The sequence below is a fragment of the Myroides sp. TSA_177.3 genome (genome assembly GCF_052691955.1).
Map to the genome: position 1 here is coordinate 158,772 of NZ_JBQZGD010000005.1, position 15,287 is coordinate 174,058.

The 15,287-nt window shown below is 35.9% G+C and carries 13 protein-coding genes; 8 read left to right on the plus strand and 5 right to left on the minus strand.

The window, feature by feature from the left end:
- Positions 1-29: 29 nt before the first annotated feature.
- Together ACUTSE_RS07325 and ACUTSE_RS07330 are read right to left on the minus strand one after the other, a co-directional pair.
- Positions 30-1,037 (minus strand): glycosyltransferase family 2 protein, encoded by a 1,008-nt coding sequence (locus tag ACUTSE_RS07325; protein ID WP_445639726.1) that lies wholly within the window; start codon positions 1,035-1,037, stop codon positions 30-32.
- Between the two features lie 9 nt (positions 1,038-1,046).
- Positions 1,047-1,505 carry a type I restriction enzyme HsdR N-terminal domain-containing protein gene (locus ACUTSE_RS07330; RefSeq protein ID WP_002986663.1) on the minus strand — a complete coding sequence of 153 codons (459 nt, stop codon included), beginning with the start codon at positions 1,503-1,505 and terminating at the stop codon, positions 1,047-1,049.
- 52 nt (positions 1,506-1,557) lie between these two features.
- Between ACUTSE_RS07330 and holA the strand changes: the two genes are divergently transcribed.
- Both holA and ACUTSE_RS07340 read left to right on the plus strand, forming a co-directional pair.
- A complete protein-coding gene (gene holA / locus ACUTSE_RS07335; RefSeq protein ID WP_445639727.1) occupies positions 1,558-2,562 on the plus strand; it encodes a DNA polymerase III subunit delta in 1,005 nt (334 codons plus the stop codon).
- Between the two features lie 10 nt (positions 2,563-2,572).
- The gene (locus tag ACUTSE_RS07340; RefSeq protein ID WP_002986661.1) at positions 2,573-2,761 is read left to right on the plus strand and encodes a CAL67264 family membrane protein; all 189 of its coding nucleotides are present in this window, start codon (positions 2,573-2,575) and stop codon (positions 2,759-2,761) included.
- Between the two features lie 180 nt (positions 2,762-2,941).
- Here the strand turns inward: ACUTSE_RS07340 and ACUTSE_RS07345 are convergent, their stop codons facing one another.
- A complete protein-coding gene (locus tag ACUTSE_RS07345) occupies positions 2,942-3,130 on the minus strand; it encodes a hypothetical protein (RefSeq protein WP_115091092.1) in 189 nt (62 codons plus the stop codon).
- Between the two features lie 201 nt (positions 3,131-3,331).
- Between ACUTSE_RS07345 and ACUTSE_RS07350 the strand changes: the two genes are divergently transcribed.
- Positions 3,332-3,823 (plus strand): hypothetical protein, encoded by a 492-nt coding sequence (locus ACUTSE_RS07350; RefSeq protein WP_445639728.1) that lies wholly within the window; start codon positions 3,332-3,334, stop codon positions 3,821-3,823.
- A 63-nt stretch (positions 3,824-3,886) separates the two neighbouring features.
- Here the strand turns inward: ACUTSE_RS07350 and ACUTSE_RS07355 are convergent, their stop codons facing one another.
- A complete protein-coding gene (locus ACUTSE_RS07355; protein ID WP_445639729.1) occupies positions 3,887-5,086 on the minus strand; it encodes a hypothetical protein in 1,200 nt (399 codons plus the stop codon).
- 662 nt (positions 5,087-5,748) lie between these two features.
- On the opposite strand from ACUTSE_RS07355, the gene ettA reads away from it, so the two are divergent.
- Positions 5,749-7,437 carry an energy-dependent translational throttle protein EttA gene (gene ettA, locus ACUTSE_RS07360; protein WP_445639730.1) on the plus strand — a complete coding sequence of 563 codons (1,689 nt, stop codon included), beginning with the start codon at positions 5,749-5,751 and terminating at the stop codon, positions 7,435-7,437.
- Between the two features lie 89 nt (positions 7,438-7,526).
- Here ettA and ACUTSE_RS07365 read toward each other — a convergent pair whose 3' ends face one another.
- Positions 7,527-12,404: a PKD domain-containing protein gene (locus tag ACUTSE_RS07365; RefSeq protein WP_445639731.1), complete on the minus strand. Its 4,878-nt coding sequence runs from the start codon at positions 12,402-12,404 to the stop codon at positions 7,527-7,529.
- Between the two features lie 630 nt (positions 12,405-13,034).
- On the opposite strand from ACUTSE_RS07365, the gene ACUTSE_RS07370 reads away from it, so the two are divergent.
- The 4 genes from ACUTSE_RS07370 to ACUTSE_RS07385 all read left to right on the plus strand — a co-directional run bounded on the left by ACUTSE_RS07370 (position 13,035) and on the right by ACUTSE_RS07385 (position 15,285).
- Entirely contained in the window at positions 13,035-13,457 is a 423-nt protein-coding gene (locus ACUTSE_RS07370; protein ID WP_445639732.1) for a hypothetical protein, read from the plus strand.
- A gap of 119 nt (positions 13,458-13,576) precedes the next feature.
- The gene (locus ACUTSE_RS07375) at positions 13,577-13,975 is read left to right on the plus strand and encodes a hypothetical protein (RefSeq protein WP_445639733.1); all 399 of its coding nucleotides are present in this window, start codon (positions 13,577-13,579) and stop codon (positions 13,973-13,975) included.
- A 154-nt stretch (positions 13,976-14,129) separates the two neighbouring features.
- Complete coding sequence (locus ACUTSE_RS07380) at positions 14,130-14,924, plus strand: HipA family kinase (protein ID WP_445639734.1); 795 nt, start codon at positions 14,130-14,132, stop codon at positions 14,922-14,924.
- The gene (locus ACUTSE_RS07385; protein WP_115091076.1) at positions 14,911-15,285 is read left to right on the plus strand and encodes a DUF3037 domain-containing protein; all 375 of its coding nucleotides are present in this window, start codon (positions 14,911-14,913) and stop codon (positions 15,283-15,285) included. The genes ACUTSE_RS07380 and ACUTSE_RS07385 overlap by 14 nt, the downstream gene beginning before the upstream one ends.
- Positions 15,286-15,287: the final 2 nt, after the last annotated feature.

A 15,287-nucleotide genomic window follows, 5' to 3' on the forward strand; every position in this document is an offset into this window, starting at 1 on the left:
AGATTCTGGCATATCTGAGTAAAAATTATTTATTGTTTGTTTCGAATTATGATGAAATTCTTTTTTCTAAGTACAAAGTACGAAAAAATTACGGATTTTTCTGTAAAATAATTGTTAATACTTGTGAATTCTACTTTATTTTTGAGTTTTGGAATGCGTTTATAGAAGGCAAAATGAGATCGAATGATCGCCCAACAATGCTTGGGATTGAATTGCAACAGGAAACGAACGCCAGCAATGCCATCCAGGCAAAGGCGAATGAATATCGTACTAAACTTGTGACGAGCTGGTAAATTCTTGTACATCATCATCAAGGAGTTGCGAAAGTTGAGGTAAGTTTTTCTTGGATTGTTGTAGTTTAATGTTGCTCCACCTACATGGTATACAGTTGAGAAACCACAATATTGAATGCGATAGCCTCTATTTTGAGCACGCCAACACAAGTCGATTTCTTCTTGGTGTGCAAAGAAATCCTCATCAAATCCATTTAAGGCTTGGAAAACCTCATTTTTAATGCACAGGCAAGCTCCACTTGCCCAAAAGATATCGACTACATCATCGTATTGCCCCTCGTCTTTTTCGATGGAATCAAAAATACGCCCTCTACAATATGGAAAACCATATTTGTCAATATAACCTCCTGCTGCTCCTGCATACTCAAAATACGCCTTGTTTTTATAATCGAGTATTTTGGGTTGTACAATCGCTAAGTCAGGATTAGCATCAAATAGAGCTGCAATGGGAGTTAACCAATCAGGAGTAACTTCAATGTCCGAGTTAATTAAAATGAGAATAGGTTCTGTTAAACCAGCTAGTCCTTCATTATATCCTTTTGCATAACCGTAGTTTCCGTTGTTTTGGATGATTTTTACCGAAGGGAATGCCTCCTGAATAAACGCTTGACTCCCATCTGTAGATGCATTGTCAACCACGTACAAGTTAGCTTGTGGTGAAAATTGCTCCATGGTTGGTAAAAATGTTTCTAAAAGTTTTTTACCGTTCCAGTTTAAGACAACTAGTGCAAATTGTTTTCCCATAATCCTCGTTTATTCAGTTGTAAAGGTAGTGTAGTTCGGTAGCGATGGCAAAAAGAAATAACTTTCTTTCTCGTAGTCCATCTGGCAGAAGTAGTGATTCAATCCATTGGTTACGTACAAATGCTCCGCGCGCAGTTGAAAATTGTAGCGGGCAATTTGGTCAAAGGTCTGCTGGGTGATGGCAACCGAAGGAGCTTTACATTCGATGAGAATGGCAATTGCTCCGTTGGGTTTAAAGACCACGACATCATAACGCTTGTTCATTCCGTTGATCTTGACAATCTTTTCGACACTAATGAGCGAAATAGGATAGCCTTTATGCTCCATTAAATCGTGTACGACATGTTGTCTTACCCACTCTTCAGGAGTTAGAAGAATAAATTTTTTACGGATCACATCAAAAATAGCTACCTTATTTTCACTATTTTTGAATCGGAAATTAAAAGCTGGAAAGTTTAATCTTTGCATAACACAAAGATATTTGTTTAAGCGAATAGTACAATTTTAAGTAAATTATATTTTGGAACAACTCAAAGAAATCGTAAAGAATATTAAGAATAAGACCATTGCCCCTGTGTATTTTTTGATGGGAGATGAGCCTTATTACATTGATAATGTTGCGGATTATATCGAAAGTAATGTCTTGACTGAAGAAGAAAAAGGATTTAATCAGATGATACTTTACGGGAGAGATGTTACCATTCAAGATATTGTATCGAATGCAAAGCGCTTTCCTTTGATGGCGGAAAAGCAAGTGATCATTGTAAAAGAAGCTCAGGATTTAGCCAAGACTATTGAACAGTTGGATGATTATGTCAATCAACCGCAACCTTCAACTGTATTGGTATTTTGCTATAAGTATAAAACAATTGACAAGCGTAAAAAACTATATAAAAGCCTGCAAAAACACGCTGTGCTTTTTGAAAGTAATCGCTTGAAGGATTATAAATTAGAAGGGTGGTTGCAGCAAACCGTGGCCAAACGCGGATATAGTATTGATCCTAAATCAGCCGCGATGCTGATTGAGTTTTTAGGGAATGACTTATCTAAAATTGTCAAAGAATTAGATAAATTGACTATTGTTCTACCTAAAGGACAGCCTATTACAGCTGAGGTAATCGAAAAGAATATTGGTATCAGTAAGGATTATAATAATTTTGAATTGATGAAAGCGATTGTCGATCGAAATCAATTACAAGCTTATAAAATAGCCAACCACTTTGCACAAAATCCAAAAAATAATCCATTTGTCGTGACAATTGGTATTGTTTATGCTTATTTCTCTAAGTTGCTATTGTACCATGGACTGCAAGATAAGTCACCGCAGAATGCGATGAGACAGTTAAAAATCGTACAGTACGCAATAAAAGATTACGAATTGGGTTTTAAAACATATCCTATGAAGAGAGTAAGTCAAATTATTGCTCACTTAAAAGAGGTAGATTTAAAAGGAAAAGGAGTAGGAGCAGCACAATTGCCACAAGGTGATTTGCTGAAAGAAATGTTGATGAAAATCTTTAATTAAAACAAAGGAAATGGCAAATAACTTGAATAAGAATAAAATATTAGGGTATGCAACCTTAATTATGATTTTGATGGGAATTGTATTGATTGCCCTAGGAACATTGAAATACTACGAAATAGCAGGATGGGGGTTCGCTGCAGTTGGAGTTGGCTTCTTGGCCATCGCTTGGGTATTTAATGCCTTAAAAGGACGCGTATAAGTTTTTTTGACCGATGTTTCATTCAACGTCAAAAAATAAGAAAGCGTGCTATACAATCTAGCTTGAATTAAAACTACAAAAGCTAGTTAAAAAGAAGAAAATAGTTAAAAATAAAAAATCTTGTAATTGATTGTTGTTTTTTTGTCAAAAACGAATAATCAGTTACAAGATCCTATGTGCTTAAATTCCAAGGTGCTCTGCGTACTCATCGTAATAATCTATTTCTTCCTCTTCTAAATCTACGTACAGTCCAGCTGGCATATCAGCCTCACCTAGTGGATAGTTTAAGTTTTCGCCTACAGATTGGTTTGTATCAACATCCTGCTCTTGTAGGTCTTTAAAACGGATCGTTCTAAAAAATCTTTCCATACAATTTCTGTGTTTTTTATTACTTTAAATATACAAATAAAAAATCGATTATTTTGGGTGTTTTTGAACGATTAATTACTATTTTTAAAAACTTTAACATATAGTGGATTTTCAATTGTATAAAAGGAGTTGATTTAACCGTTTTTAAGATTTGAACAATGAAAAGGAAGATGCGTTTAACTCTCCAGCTGGGGTATAATCATGTTTGATATTAAAAATAGAAGATACGTAGTTTGGGGATTGGTCGCCATTCTCTTTGCAGTCAGTATGGTTTTTGTCGATTTATTCTTGTTTCCCTATCAGGAGTCTGAGGAAACAATAGTGGCCTATAGCCTCATCAAACAAGGCAAAAGTGACACTGTTACTGGCTATCATTTTTATACTGATAAGGGAACGGAGTTTTCTTTAGAGCAGGATTTTGTCAAAGAAGATGTTGTTGTTTTAAGTCGAACGACCTTGTATAAACAAGTGGTCGGTGTGAAAACGGAAAAACGCGATTACTCCTCACTTTTGTCCTCTGGATTTAATGGATTTAGTCTCGTTTTGATTGTTGTATTGACTTTTTCAACGATTATTGGATTGATCAAACTCTCGGGTACTGAACCTTTGACCGTTAATCAGTATCAAAACTATGTTTTGTTTACGGGCTTTATGTTGTTTTGTGTGGTTTCCATCTGGCTGGTTTTTAATTAAAAATAGGGATAAAAAAAAGAAGCTACCAATGAGCTTCTTTTTTAGAAATAGATTAGAATCAACTTACATTTTTTTCAAAATCAATGCACTTGATTTTTGAGGGAATAAAACATATTCAAATAATGTCGCTTTGATTTCATTTGCATGGAGAAATTCCTCAACTGTTAAGTAATACGTATAGGCACCGTTGCGGTTTTCTAAAATAAGCGTATTAGCGGAATATTTTTCGTATTTACTCATGTACTGTACCGTTTCCATATTCGCAATTCCTGTGGTGTTCTCTGCTTGAATTACGGAACATGAACCATTATCGTTGAAGGTAATGGTAAAAACTTTTTGCCCATTGAGCTCTGCTTTCCAGGTACCAATCATTTGTTGTACATCTAGGGTAACATCTTCTTTTTGGCGAATTAAACGACCAGCTTGTCCTTGTTCATGGATACCCGATACGGTTAATAGTACATTCAATTCATTCGTAGAAATGTACTTTTTAACTTCAATAATAGAATAATCTGTCATTTTCATACCAGAAGAAATCACATCTAAGTGCACTTTATCTCCCAGTATTCTGTATTCTCCTTGCATTAACGTACCGAAGTATACAAAGTTGAACGTATCATCAGCATAAAAATTATAGATGATATCGTGTGAAGCAGCATTCTCTAACTTCCATTTTCCACGGATTAGTTGCGCTAGATCGTGTTGTTCTTGCTCTATTTGAATGGCAATTTCATTGGATTTAATGTTTGTTCGCGCTGCGTAAACTTTAAGATGAGGGACGTCTGTTGCTTTAACGGTGTAGGTATTACCTTCAATTGGTTTAGCGTTAACGTAAAAAATTACCTTGGTTGTTATGTCTTTTTGCTCGCTATTAAGAGCAGAGAATGTGATAGTATCATTAACCTTAGCTACTTCTTTGTTGGCTTTTATGGTTAACGTTTCTTCAGCAACAGTGATGCTAATAGGAGCACTGCTTTGGTAGTTTTTTTTCGTTGCTACCACTTGGTATATAGCAGCTGCGGGTGCTTTATACGTATAGCCTACAATAGCTTTGTTGTCAACTAGAATGGTAGCGTCTGTGATTGCTTTCCCCTTGTTGTCTAATACAACAAAAGAAACGTCTTCTCCCAGTAAAATGTTTTTAGTATTCGCTTCCAGTGTTAAGGTTAGTTCTTCTGTTGTTGAGTCGTCACTACTACAACCGAAAACAAAAACGCTAAGCAGTAAAATCACTGCGAAATTGGTGAATTTTTTGGTAAACATAATTGATTATTTAATGATGGGGCAAATGTAATACAACTTATTTTTATTTAGATTAAATATTGATAAAATAATATAGCGTTGTATGATGTTGTTTATCAGTTGCTTGTTTTGTTTTTTGTCTGGTTGAAGAAAAAAAGTGTACGTGAAGCTGTGGTAAAAAAGGGGAGGCGGAGGAGATGAGGCGGTGAGGTTTGCGCTTTGTGAGGTTTGTACTTTGTGAGGTTTGTACTTTGTGAGGTTTGTTGTTTGCTCTTTGTGAAGTCGTAAGATTTCTCGATTAAAGAATATGATTGCAAAAAAGCCTTTTGTAAAAAAACGAAAAGACGTTCCATAATTTTTCTTGTTACTTGTAAACTGTTTTAAAAACTCGTCGAAATAGATCCGTTGTTTCCATAATTTATCTTGTTACTTGGCAAATTGCCATTTGCCACTACGGGATTTTACCTCTCATCGCCTCACGACCTCACCGCCCCTCATCGCCTCACCCTCTCACCGCCTACCCCCTCACCCCAAGAAAGAACAAGATATTCTTTTCGCCCTATTGAAAATTATTTCTTATCTCCGTAATAATGTGTATTTTTGGGGTATTCGATGCCATTGTTCGTACTCAGGGTGAGTGATAACAAGAGCATTACATCATTATTCAATCAATTTTTTACTTTATGTCAGACGATAAAAAGGTAATTTTTTCCATGTCGAAGGTGAGTAAGACGTACTCATCAACAAACAAAACAGTTTTAAAAGACATTTATTTGAGCTTCTTTTATGGGGCTAAAATTGGTATTTTGGGTCTTAACGGTTCAGGTAAATCTTCATTATTGAAGATTATTGCTGGTGTTGATAAGAATTACCAAGGGGATGTTGTATTTGCACCAGGGTTTACTGTGGGGTATTTAGAGCAAGAACCAGAATTAGATGAAGAGAAAACGGTAATCGAAATTGTTAGAGAAGGTGCTGCAGAAGTTGTAGCTGTTCTCGATGAATTTAATCAGATTAACGATATGTTCGGTTTGCCAGAGGTGTATGAGGATGCTGATAAGATGCAGAAACTGATGGACAGACAGGCTGTACTACAAGATAAGATTGATGCAGTAGGTGGATGGGAGCTGGAAACTAAATTAGAAATCGCGATGGACGCTTTGCGTACGCCAGATCCAGATACACCAATTAAAGTGTTATCAGGAGGAGAGCGTCGCCGTGTAGCTTTATGTCGTTTATTGTTGCAAAATCCAGACGTATTATTATTGGATGAGCCTACCAACCACTTGGATGCAGAATCTGTGCATTGGTTAGAGCAACACTTACAACAATATGCAGGAACAGTTATTGCTGTAACGCACGACCGTTATTTCTTGGATAATGTTGCAGGATGGATTTTAGAATTAGATAGAGGAGAGGGTATTCCATGGAAAGGGAACTATTCTTCTTGGTTAGACCAAAAGGCAAAACGATTAGAACAAGAAGAGAAAACTGCATCTAAACGCCGTAAAACGTTAGAGCGCGAGTTGGATTGGGTTCGTCAAGGAGCAAAAGGACGTCAAACCAAACAAAAAGCAAGGTTACAGAACTACGATAAGTTGTTGAATGAAGATCAAAAACAACTAGAAGAAAAATTAGAGATTTACATTCCAAATGGACCTCGTTTAGGAACGAATGTAATCGAAGCTAAAGGGGTAGCAAAAGCTTTTGGTGATAAGTTGCTTTATGACAACTTAAACTTTACGTTGCCTCAAGCGGGTATCGTTGGGATTATTGGACCGAATGGTGCTGGTAAATCAACTATTTTCCGCATGATTATGGGAGAACAAACACCAGATGCTGGAACATTTGCTATTGGAGATACTGTGAAGATTGCTTATGTTGATCAGTCGCATTCCAATATTGATCCTGAAAAATCAATTTGGGAAAATTTCTGTGATGGACAAGAGTTAATCATGATGGGTGGTCGTCAAGTAAATTCTAGAGCGTATTTAAGCCGCTTTAACTTTGGTGGATCAGATCAAAATAAAAAGGTAGCTACTTTATCAGGTGGAGAGCGTAACCGCTTGCACTTAGCTATGACGTTGAAAGAAGAAGGAAACGTATTGTTACTGGATGAGCCTACGAATGACTTGGATGTTAATACACTACGTGCATTAGAAGAAGGGTTGGATAACTTTGCAGGATGTGCAGTAGTGATTTCCCACGACCGTTGGTTCTTAGACCGTATTTGTACGCATATTTTGGCATTTGAAGGAGATTCACAAGTGTACTTCTTTGAAGGATCTTTCTCTGAATATGAAGAAAACCGTAAGAAGCGCTTAGGAGATGTTGCTCCAACGCGTTTGAAATACAAAAAATTAGTTCGATAATTGCATGTGTTTTAAGTAGCAATCAATTGGTTGAATTAAAACTATAAAAAAGGGGCTGTCTCAAAAAGACAGCCCCTTTACTATTTTATTTATTTTTTAATTAATTTTTCTGTTGTGATTCGCTTGCCATCGGCTTCTAAACTTATTAAATAAGTACCTTGCGCCAGATGATTAATTTCAAGAGCAACTTCAGCTTGTCTATCACTGATTTTTTGTTTGTATCGCTGTACACCTAAAAGATCATAAACAATCAAATATTGAGCGTTTTCATTCGAAGTACCTATGTTGTAAGTCGCATAAGTAATATCCGTTGTAGGATTTGGAGAAAGCACAAGCGAGGGAGCCTCTAATCCATTTCGGTTTATTCCTGCATTCTCTAATTTTATAGTTACTAGCGTCGCACAAGAATCTCCAGTAGCTACAAACTGATCAGTGACTCCTGGTGCATAGTTAGCGTTGACAAAAAAGTCGACCATAAAGTTGTTGGTTCCATTGATAATTGTATGTACCGCAGGAGAGAAAGTCCCATAACCATTGAAGCTAGTTAGATAGATCATTTGGGGGCCTGAAGAGTTCGTGATCGTTACTTGATATCTTAGTCCTCCAGGAATCTTTTCTTTTAAAAGATAGGTTACCTTAAAGTTACATGCTTTTTGGACACAATTATTAGAATTGATTGCAATATTTGGTTTATTACTTACAAAAGTACATCCATTTTGAGTCACACTTAGGCTGTAAATTCCACCTGTTTGTATAATCTGATTAGGAATTACAGTGTTGTTCCCAGATTGTGTAATTGAAGTTGATCGTTTCCATTGATAATTTTCGTATCGTCCTAATGGTCCTAATAGATATGTATTACATACAGTATAGCATCCTTGCGGAACCACCCATAAAGAACGTTCTGGATTTTGTGGTGCTTGAATGTAACCTGTTGCGCTACAACCTGTAGTTGCTGTATAAGTTACACTATATGCACCTCCATGGGGTACTTCGATGATTCTTCCAGTCATACCATTGCTCCAGTTATAAGTACCTGTGATAGGACCTGTAGCAGTTAGGCGGATAGTATAAGGATTACAGTTAATGACATTAGCTGTAATTGTTGGTATAGTAACCGCTGGATGAACTTGGACAACTGCTTTAAAACTATTAGCACAAGAAGCGTCACTAGTCACACGAGTATGGAAAAAATATTCATAGGTTCCTTGAGCTAATCCATTTAATTGTAGTGTTTTATTAGCTGTAGCTGTTGACCAGTTACCTAAATTAGTAGGGACATTTGGTCCAGTCCAACGAAATTCTACATTAGGATCTGTTGTAATACCAGTAAGTACTGTATTCTCTCTAAAACAGACATCCATCTTTCCTTCAACACTAGCAAAAGGAGGTTGACGCAAGATGTAAGGTTTTGATTTTTCAACCATAATATGACTTTTACATCCATTTTGGTCGATTAATACAGGCCAGTAGTTACCACTACGTGTAGGTTGATATGTTAATCCAGTACCAACTTCTTCATTATCTTTCATCCAAATAATATTACTCAGGGTAGATGAAGTAGGTGAAGTTACTGTAAAGCTCAGTGGTGTTGCACTACTTGCACAAAATTCAGCTGGAGAAGGGTTAATAATTCCTACATTAAAGTTTGCTTTCCTTATTTGTACCTGTACGTTGTTTGTTGAGGTATAGCTACATCCATACGGAGTGGTAATTGTTAGTTTTATAGGATATGTTCCAGGTGCAGTAAAACGTACTGGTGTTTGTATACCAGATGCAGTAAAACTTGTACCGTTAAAAAACCATTCGTAAATATAATCAGAATTGTAACTAGCTAAATTTAATAGAACAAGATCCTCAGCACAATAGTTAAGTGGTGAAAGCGTAAAATTAGCATTAGGTTCAGCACCAATATTTACTGGTACTGAAACAGAACAATTAGGTTTACCTGGCGAACTTAGTGTAAGTGTATAGGTATGGTTACCTGGACCAATGCTATTGATGGTGTGATTTTGTCCTGATGTTGGGCCTGTAATACCTGGACCAGTATAGGTATAGGTGACAGGGATTCCGGCATAGGCAAGATCGGAGTTATTTAAAAGCTCTACTTTGTATGTGCCATCTCTATTACAAGTAACTCGTGTTTTCATTTTAGCTTGGTAGTCTTTAATGATTTCAAATTTTTTAGATATCGTACAATTACCATATTGCAATAGAACAGAAATATAATGACCTCCTACAACATCGGTTGTATATTTTACAGATTGTGGATTTTGTTGAGTTGGTGGAACTAAAGTTAGATGCTGAGTTGCATTCCAAATAATTTTATCTGGAGGGCGAGAAAAACTAACATTGGCTTCGAATTCTTCGCATTTTGTCCATCTGACAGATAGGTTGACATTAGGGTCTGGGCTGATGGTACAATTTGAGATTACACTACAATCATCTTGCACATTGACTTCTGGAGATTTTGTTGTACAACCATTTGTGAGATCTGTGACGTATGCCTGATACCTTCCTGCTGGATTAGGACCTGATACTGTATAGGTAGAGGTGGTTACACCTGTAGAAGTACCATTTTTATACCAAAGATAAGTTACGTTTGTCAGTCCTACAGGTACAGATGCATAGAGTGTAAAAGGAATGTAATTTTCAGAGCATAATGAAAAGTTATGATGTGGACCAACAGTAATCTTTAATGGAGGAAGAATTGTTACATCTAAAGTTGCTTGAACTTTTATGCCGCAAACCTCATAGTGGAATGTAATAGGTTTGGTGATATTAGAACTGGTATTGTTTCTAAATCGGTTTGCGACAACTAAAGGTGTGCCATTAGTAAATTGAGCGGTAGTTGTTGGTGCTTCTCCATGATAATCAATTTTCACTGTTCCCGAAGTCATAGGGGTAGATGTTAGGTTTACAGGAAAAAATGAAGTCCCTGCGCAAAGAGGCTGGATAGGTGCTACACTCAGTGTTGGAATTTTGATAATAGTGATAGGATATGTTTTAATTATTGTTTTTCCACATTTTGTCACAGCAGCTTGTAAAACGCCTGTTACCGAATTTGCATCAATAACATTGTTGAAGCTAACGGTAGCTAATTTGCTGTTTTTTCCATCCGTAATATTACCAAAATTAGTAGCTCCTGTACTACTTAGAATACTCCATTCGATATGATCAGGTTCGATATCACCTAAGTTTAATGAGAATTTAGATGTAGTACTTGGACAAAAAGTGCTTAATCCCTCTAGGTTGGTAATAATAGGATTAAGTACAGCAGGTTCAACAGCTAAGGTAATAGCTGGAGTCTTACAGGTTACCCCATTTACTGTTTTTTCCTTCACAACACTCACTGTGCCAGCTGCGGTAAATTTAATATCAACCTGTCTGCCTGAATTTGTGCCAATAATACTTCCATTAGTTACTTGCCAAGTATAGATATAACCTGGGTCATTTTCTGTTACGTTGTATGTATAAGGAGTATTGAGACACACTTTTTTCTGCCCTTTAATTTCCCCATTTATCACACCAGTTTTAATAACTTCTGTTATTAGAGGTTCTGTTATACAACCATTGTAATTAGCTGTTACAATATGAGTTCCACTATTAGGAAAGTTGTATTGTGTTGTGTTACCCGTAGCAGTATGAACAGTTGAGCCATTTAATGTGATCGTCCATTGTACACTTGTGTTATTACTGATACCAAAGGTTTTAGTTGTAGCAGGACATATCGTGTTTTCTGTTGGTGAAGTAATGGTAGGGCGTGCTCCTATGGTAAATTGTATAGAAGCTTCTCCACTGCAATTCCCGTTGTCTATTAGTGTGTTTCTATATTTCGCTTTTAGGGTGTATGTTCCAGGAGTAGTTCCATTGACCATAATCTCATTGCGTTGATCAGTACGAACTAAGAATGGATGGTTCGCATTGTCATTAATCATCCATTGAAAATCTGTTGAAGGCCATTGAGGTAAAGTGAATAATCCTTGACTATTTGTACAAATAACACCTGGACCAATAATTTTGCTTGTTGCTAAAATAACAGGTACTTTTACGGTACTCCATACTGGGCAAGTACATTTAGACTGATAAGATACATAACCAAAACCCTCTATAGGGTCAACATTATCCCATCTTACTTGAATAGAATTTCCTCTATTATTTATAATGGTACCTCCTTTCACTTTCCAATCTCCATTCTCACAATTGTCGCTGACTGTGTAGGTAGCGATGCTTTTTTCACAGACTATGCTAGGACAAGATATTTCAAAAGGGGCAGAGTCATAGATATAGATTTCTCTTGAGTATGTTGAAGAGCAATTACAACTATTCGTTACAGTAAGAGTAACCTTATAATATCCTGTCTGACTATAAGAGTGAGTTGGTTCGAAGGCATTTGTTGTTGTACCATCTCCAAAGTCCCATAAATAATTAATGATATCTGTTCCGCCATTTGTATGGGAGATATTATCAAAATTTATAGGGGTATCTAGACAAAATTTAGCTTGTCCTGGATCGATACCTGCGATCTGAAATTCTGAACTAGGGCTTTTAATTTTTTCGACACAGAGCGTAAGTGTTTCGGTCGTATTATTTGTATAAGTAACAAGAAGAGTAAGACTAGCATTTCCAGCAGCATTCCAACTGACTGTCGCGTGGTTATTTGAGCTGTTAGTAATACTTCCTCCTGAAACTTGCCAGGTTACTTGTCGTAAATTATTGGCTGTAAAAGTATATTTTACATTGCTGTATTCACAGACACGTAAACAAAGTCCCAAACGAATTTGCTCATAGAGGGTATAGTTTCCTACATCTTCTTTGTTATTGGTTCTTATTATACATCCAACTTCTTTATCCCATGTTAATACAGGATTGATTCCTTGTTGTGCCTTTATGCCTAAGGACCATAAGACCACCAGTAAGAGGAGCCAAAAGCCCCGAATACTAATTTGATTTGTAGTGTTTGTCATAAAATTATAATTTAAGTTAATAATGGTGTGATAATTTATTTTGTACCAGACTGTTTTATACTGATTTTGTTTAAAAAATGGGGGGTAAATTATAATTATCTAATTTTTATTTTAACAAACTTGTAAAAGGCTATAGTAGGAGGGATTTATATCTAGGCTTGTTTTTTATGTCTTTTTTAGTTTAAACGAAATTATTTTTGTTGTAAATAACTAGATATTAGGCAGATATTTTTTTAAATGTATATTCAAAAGAAAAGCAAATTTTTAACAAATCCAAATTTATTCTTAACAAAATTAAAATATAATGTGAAAATATGTTAACTATTATAGACGTGGTAATATTGTGAAAATTTTTTTTATGAAGATCTTTAGAGGAGGGGAGGTAACTTAATTTAGTTGTTTTTTTAAGATAAATGTGGTGTTGGGATAAAAAGAAATATACGCTATACAGCAAGATTGTCAATAGCTGAATGGTGGAAGAATAGTTATTCTCTTAAGTTTTTTAGGAATAAAAAAAGAGTATTGTTGTTCTTAGTAATGTAAAATTAACATCTTCACTATCTTTTAATAAAATAAAAAGCAAGGTTTCAAAAAAAATACGGATTAACTTTAAATAAAAGAAGTAAGTCTATGGAAATCCTTTATGTTATTATAGCGCTACATGCCGAGAATAAACAAGCTTTTACCGCTGAATTGAGTGCTTTATTTCCTTTTGCAACGATGGATTATGTCGTGCATAAAGATGATTCTTTGCTGTTGTTAACTGTTAATCTTGATGAAATATGTTGGACGAATTTTGATATTTCGGTGTTGTTCTTGGAGGATAAAATCACTTCTTTTAGTCGTAAGCATCCCTATCTGAAAGTAGGTGTAATCAATAAAATAGGACAGTTAAGCACGTGTTTTTACGATGGATATATCATGAAAAATAAGCAAATTGTTTTTGAATATGCTGCATTATACCAGGGATATGCTCCGATATTGAAGCAATTGTTAGAGCAAAGTGATGATGCGCCACTTGCTGTTTTTGATGCAATTTTTTCCAAGCAGTAGCAGGACAGAAAAATTTGGTCATTTTTCTGTAAGAATCTCTTGAGAAAAGGTTAAAAAAGAGCAATTTCAAAGTTTAATACTTACCTTTGTAGGATTGAATACAATCAAAAAATATACTTATGCTATCATTTAATAATGAGACTAAACAACTGATTATTCAGGATAATTACAAAGGAAGGTTAACCTCTTCTCGATTGATGTCTGCTGTTATTTTGGCGATGTCTTTGGTGCGCTTATTTATGGCGAATTGGGAGAGTCCAAAAGAAATGGATTACGTTTTTTGTATTATCGCAGCAGTGTTTTTGTTTTTAGTTTATAAGAATTTCCTTACTAAAACAGCAGCTGAACAAATAGATAAAGTAGCAATTAAGTATGTAAAAATGCCTAAAGGTTTAGCTACAAAAGCAGTAGTGAAATTGAATAATGGTAAGGTAAGAGAGATTTTCAACTTGAAGACGAAAGACCAACAAGGGGTATTGAGAAAAATTTTGACGAATGCCAAAATAACAATGAAATAAGGCTGAATAACAGCGTATGATTGATAACGTACAAAAGAATAAAGAAGGGATTTTATCCCTTTTTTCCTTTTAGGAGCATTAGGGTTTGGTAAAACCTATCAGAAAGTTTACTTTTAATGGAGCAATTCTTTTGATTAAATAAGAACATAAATTGATGAATAAATCATTTGATTTAAGAAGTGTAGTGGTTACACGTTATGTTACTCCTTTGAGAGAAGGAGGATCTTTACCTGCCCTAGCGGATGCGGATGATGGCTTTAAATATGTCATTAAGTTTCGCGGTGCTGGACATGGTGTAAAGGCTTTAATTGCAGAATTATTAGGCGGACTATTGGCTAAGACCTTAGGTTTACCTGTGCCTGAACTAGTTTTTGCAACTTTAGATGAAGCATTCGGTAGGACAGAAGCAGATGAGGAAATACAAGACTTATTAAAGTTTAGTCAAGGGCTGAACTTGGGGTTGCATTTTCTATCAGGGGCTTTGACATTTGATCCACAAGCTTATGAAGTAGATGAAAAATTGGCTTCTCAGGTGGTTTGGTTGGATGCTTTTATCACGAATGTCGACCGTACGTTTCGCAATACCAATATGTTGGTTTGGCATAAAGAATTATGGCTGATTGACCATGGTGCTTCTTTTTATTTTCATCATTCTTTTACCAATTGGGAAAAAAGTGCTTTGACTCCTTTTGCCCTGATTAAGGATCATGTGTTGTTGGGTAAAGCATCTCAATTAGATGAAGTAAACGAAGCGTTTACTCGTATCTTAACGGATGAGGTCCTACAAGAAGTGGTACAGCAGATTCCGGTAGATTGGTTAACCTGGGAAGAATCGGAGTTGAATCCAGAAGAAATAAGAGCTGTTTATTATCAGTTCTTACAGCTAAGACGCGATCATGCATCGCTATTTGTTAATGAAGCAAAAAAGGTACGTCATGTTGGTATATGAGTATGCAGTGATTCGATTCGTTCCTCGTGTGGAACGTGGAGAGTTCATTAACATTGGACTTTTGCTTTTTTGCAAACAAAAAAGAGCATTGCGTGGGCAGTATTTTTTAAACCGTGAAAAATTAGCTTGTTTTGCTACAGAAATCGATCTGGATGTTTTAGAAAAACACATCCAAGCCTTTATCGCTATTGCACAAGCGGAAGCAAAGGCAAGCCCTATAACGGGATTTGATGCTGCTGAACGCTTTAGATGGCTAGCCGCGACAAAGAGCTCGTGTATTCAAGTTTCGCCTACTCATTGTGGTTTGACCGCAGATGCAGAGCAAACGTTTAATCAACTTTTTGAAGAACTAGTCTTGTAGCT

Coding starts and splice junctions, on each gene's coding strand:
- ACUTSE_RS07375 (WP_445639733.1), top strand. CDS start 13,577: ATGCTATCATTTAATAATGAGACTAAACAACTGATTATTCAGGATAAT.
- ACUTSE_RS07340 (WP_002986661.1), top strand. CDS start 2,573: ATGGCAAATAACTTGAATAAGAATAAAATATTAGGGTATGCAACCTTA.
- ACUTSE_RS07345 (WP_115091092.1), bottom strand. CDS start 3,130: ATGGAAAGATTTTTTAGAACGATCCGTTTTAAAGACCTACAAGAGCAG.
- ACUTSE_RS07385 (WP_115091076.1), top strand. CDS start 14,911: ATGTTGGTATATGAGTATGCAGTGATTCGATTCGTTCCTCGTGTGGAA.
- ACUTSE_RS07325 (WP_445639726.1), bottom strand. CDS start 1,037: ATGGGAAAACAATTTGCACTAGTTGTCTTAAACTGGAACGGTAAAAAA.
- ACUTSE_RS07330 (WP_002986663.1), bottom strand. CDS start 1,505: ATGCAAAGATTAAACTTTCCAGCTTTTAATTTCCGATTCAAAAATAGT.
- ACUTSE_RS07380 (WP_445639734.1), top strand. CDS start 14,130: ATGAATAAATCATTTGATTTAAGAAGTGTAGTGGTTACACGTTATGTT.
- ACUTSE_RS07365 (WP_445639731.1), bottom strand. CDS start 12,404: ATGACAAACACTACAAATCAAATTAGTATTCGGGGCTTTTGGCTCCTC.
- ACUTSE_RS07355 (WP_445639729.1), bottom strand. CDS start 5,086: ATGTTTACCAAAAAATTCACCAATTTCGCAGTGATTTTACTGCTTAGC.
- ACUTSE_RS07370 (WP_445639732.1), top strand. CDS start 13,035: ATGGAAATCCTTTATGTTATTATAGCGCTACATGCCGAGAATAAACAA.
- ACUTSE_RS07350 (WP_445639728.1), top strand. CDS start 3,332: ATGTTTGATATTAAAAATAGAAGATACGTAGTTTGGGGATTGGTCGCC.
- ettA (WP_445639730.1), top strand. CDS start 5,749: ATGTCAGACGATAAAAAGGTAATTTTTTCCATGTCGAAGGTGAGTAAG.